We start from the raw sequence: 3,747 nt of genomic DNA, 5'->3' as shown, positions 1-3,747 counted from the left end.
CAAGAAGGCCACCGACGCGGCAAACTACACCGACGGCTCACAGAACCCGCTCATCGTCCTCGACAACATCGAGGTCAAGCAGATGACCGAGGATCTGACCACTTTCATGCTGACCAGCATCACCGGCATCGCTAAGGAGAAACGCAAGAGCGGCACCGACAGCGAGACCATTACCGAGCGCACCAAGTGCCTGCTGAACACCACCGGCATCGAACCGCTGTGCGGAGAGCTTTCGGAGATTCAATCCCGGAGCTTTGTGATCAATTTTGATGTCGCCAACCAGGGCAATGATTGTTTCATTGAGTCCGAGGTAGTTGCAGGCATCCAGCAGCATCGTGATCTAATCATCTCGGCCATCATGAAACGGACCCGGGTGGTGCTGGCGATGATGCGGGATGGTATGAGACGACACGCCATGAAGCTTTTGCACGGGGCACTGGGCAATCACGATAAGCGCCGCTGCAACGAATATCTCAGCCTGATGTACTTGATGATGCTGGCCGGATCGAGCCGCCAGGAGATGGAACAGGGGCTTGAGCATCTGGCACCGGCATTCGCACGGCAGATCGAGTCACTCAACCGAACCAGCTGGGATACGGCCCGGGAGTCGAACTATACGGCGACAGCGCTGTCAACTCTGTTCAACGCGTGGCGCACCGCCACCGAGACCAATGAACGTAATGTCTATGGAGAGAGTCGGACGGACACTGTTCAGGAATTCGTCCAGCGCTATCAGATCCGCTTTGAAGACGATGGAAGTTTGCGGGAGGTGCTTTCCCGGGACCTATTCGTGGCCCTCAAGCGAGTCGCTCGGGATTTCGGTCTGCGTTTCGAGATGGACTCATCCCGGCAATTCGCCCAGCGGCTGGTGAATGATCTGGAGACCATCAGGGGAGCGGGATTTGATATTCAAATAGGCCAAAAGCGATACGGAACCAAGCTCTACACCATCCAGGCTATTGATTAATCAGGCCTGTTATAGCCATTTCTTACAGCCTGCTCCATGGCCGCAAGTTCTTCATCGGTCAGGAAATCAAAGTGAGCCGATCTCTTTCTTGCTGAAAGGCTGCCGTTGTTCTGCAGGCACAACTGGATGAATAGGTCAATCAGGCGGTCAGGCATGTCAATGATGTCCTGTATCGCCTTCTTGGTATTATCATAGTTAGCCAGAAAGCTGAGTTCTTCCACGAGCTCTTCTTCAATTGTTTTGGTTACAAACTCGTACAAGGCTTCTGCCTGAGATGTCATATCCATATACTGATACCAGCATGCAGTATCATTCTCGACGGTCATTTGACCCATTTCATCCAGCCGATAATCAATGAGCCCCTGTAAAGGCCGTGAGAACGCTTCCAGCGATGCATCGTAATCCGCAGGATTCTTAAGCATGACTGCCGAAACCGGGAACATGAGTCCGCGTGGTACCATTTCCTGCAGCGAAAGGATGTTATGTATCAGGAATCGATGGATTCGTCCGTTTCCATCCTCAAACGGGTGCAGGAATACAAAACCGTAGGCAATCGCCGCTGCATGGATGACCGGAGAAACATTTCCCGCCTTCATCCGTTTATGGGAATCGATTAGACCCAACATCAGACTTGGCAGGTCATCAGGCTTTGGACAGATGAAATGTATAATCTCTTTCTGATAAGCGACCGTCTGTCCGACGTAATTCTGGCTCGAACGGTAGTCACTGTCTTTAAATCGCGGGTCAACAATGCGGTTCTGAAGCTCTATCAGCCTTTCCTTCTCGCAAAAATCCTCCTTTTCGGCAAGTTCCAAAGAGGCAATGAATTTTTCAGTCCGGGAAGCATTGGGCTTTATGTGTTCAATTTCAAAGGATGATTTCGTTTCTTTGTTATAGAGGTAGCTCAACGCCCTGCGAAGGAGTTCCGGTGGATATGCCGTGACAATATCCTCACACCTTTTACGCAGATCGGCTGAATCCAGTTTGGAAAGTTTCTCAGTTCGCCTGACGACCGGACAAAAGGTTTTGGGGCCAAGGAGGTTGTTGACAATGCGGTGGCGTGGGGATTTTTCTCCGTTTTGAACTGTGTAATATTCTTTTGCCTCCAGTACATCGACATAGTTACCGGAAGAGATGTTATCGACAGGCAGTTGCTTACCCGTCAGGAACTCATAGAAAAACCAAATCCTTCGAGCATACTTTCCTGTCGGCTTGGAATTGATATATTCGGCGAGGTCTTTCTGAGAAGTATGTTCGAAAATGCGCGCCAGCAAGCCCAGGTTGACTCCGTCATATTTCAGCGCAAACTCAAGGTGGTCACCGACTCTTTCTCCGGGCCAATACCTTGTCGGGTATATGTCTTCAATTGCACCATCCTGAACCTTCGATCTGAGAGTTCCCGATGACGACACAAATGAGGTATGCCAATGGGGCATGCCTGTCAGCCCGAGTTTATCAAGCAGATATGCATAGCCTGCAGGCCGAGATTCCAAAACATTTATTTCCATAGGGCATCCTCGTAAAATTATTATTACGCTGGCAATATAGTTAGAAATTAGCCTTTTGTCAATAAAACAATTATAAAGCAGCACCTGTCTGGTAAAATCATTAACCATGAAAGCGTCACGCTTAGAAATCGGCCTCTGGTTGGCAAAACAGTTATCCGGCTGGCGAAACAATTAGAAAGCAGCAGCTGTCTGGCAAAATCATTACGTGGACCAGTTGTGTAGAAAGACCTTTCTACAATGTAGAATGTCCAAAGGGCACCTTTCTACAGCGCAACCTGCTGTTATTTAAGGGGTTACGCGGCAAGCGTAGAAAGGGTAGAAAGGTTTCAGAGATTACTCCCCCCTTACTCTGATTTTTTTCAATGACCTCAATGAGAGCTGCACATAAAAAAATCGGGCTATACAAGAGTAATATTCCTATACCTTTCTACTCTTTCTACAAATATTTATATAACTAACTGATATTGCAATTATTTTAATATGTAGAAAGGGGGTGTAGAAAGGTCGCCAAGCGTAGAAACCCCTTTCTACGCTTTCGGCTATCCGACACCCATGGCCCAACTCCGGTAAGTAACGGGAAACGATGACTACCCCGTTTCCGGAGAATTGCCATGAGCCTGCTGACCACCATGATCCGTCATCTTGGGACGGATTCCGCCAAATCCGCAAATCGAACAAGTCCCGACGTCCTTTCGTTACCAGCATCCTGCCACGTGGTCTTCGTCGCCACAGACCTTGAAATCAAAGAATTCGCCTGGGTCCGGACCAACGAGACCGATATCGAGCGCGGCGGCAAAGTGTTTCGCCGTCTGTCGCCTGAATACTTCGCCTGGCTACGTTCCCGCATGGTCACCGCCCAGACCGCGCACAAGGCCGGAAAGCTCCCCGAGGATGCCTGGAATACGCTGCGGCAGCGATTCAACACCTTGCAGGAGCTGGCCATCCTGGAGTTCGGCAAGGAAAGCCTCCAGGAGGTCCTGCATTCCTTTTCCCCAAAAAACTACCGACCCCCCGTGCTTCGTCCCGAGCCCCAGGAGAAACCCGTCGAAGTTCCCAGAAAGGACTGGATTTATCCCGGGAACCAAGCTTGGAAATGTAAGCAGCCGGTGACTTCCCAGGCTGTCGCCAAGGTCGACGCCATCCGTGAGGAGGCCATGGCCAAGGGCTGGTCCGAGGCACGCCTTTATCAGAACCAGGGCCGGTTCCGGTTTCCCTGCGGCGAGGACTACGGGCTGGTCTGCTTCGTCGATGGCGATCAGGAGATTGGCGAGG

3 protein-coding genes are annotated in these 3,747 nt (G+C 50.7%); 2 read left to right on the top strand and 1 reads right to left on the bottom strand.

Translation table 11 applies throughout. From position 1 onward, the window contains the following. Positions 1 to 967, top strand: a 967-nt coding sequence (locus tag P1P89_22575; GenBank protein ID MDF1594307.1) for a hypothetical protein, incomplete at its 5' end; no start/stop codon positions are given. Here P1P89_22575 and P1P89_22570 read toward each other — a convergent pair. Further along, positions 964 to 2,475, bottom strand: coding sequence for a Fic family protein (locus tag P1P89_22570; GenBank protein MDF1594306.1), 1,512 nt, complete (start codon positions 2,473 to 2,475; stop codon positions 964 to 966). The genes P1P89_22575 and P1P89_22570 overlap by 4 nt on opposite strands. 611 nt (positions 2,476 to 3,086) lie before the next feature. On the opposite strand from P1P89_22570, the gene P1P89_22565 reads away from it, so the two are divergent. Continuing rightward, positions 3,087 to 3,747: hypothetical protein (locus P1P89_22565; protein MDF1594305.1), on the top strand; the 661-nt coding region annotated here is incomplete at its 3' end.

The sequence above is a fragment of the Desulfobacterales bacterium genome (genome assembly GCA_029211065.1).
GTDB lineage: Bacteria > Desulfobacterota > Desulfobacteria > Desulfobacterales > JARGFK01 > JARGFK01.
The sequence above is the reverse complement of the archived record's forward strand: the minus strand, read 5'-3'. Positions and strand labels throughout refer to the sequence as shown.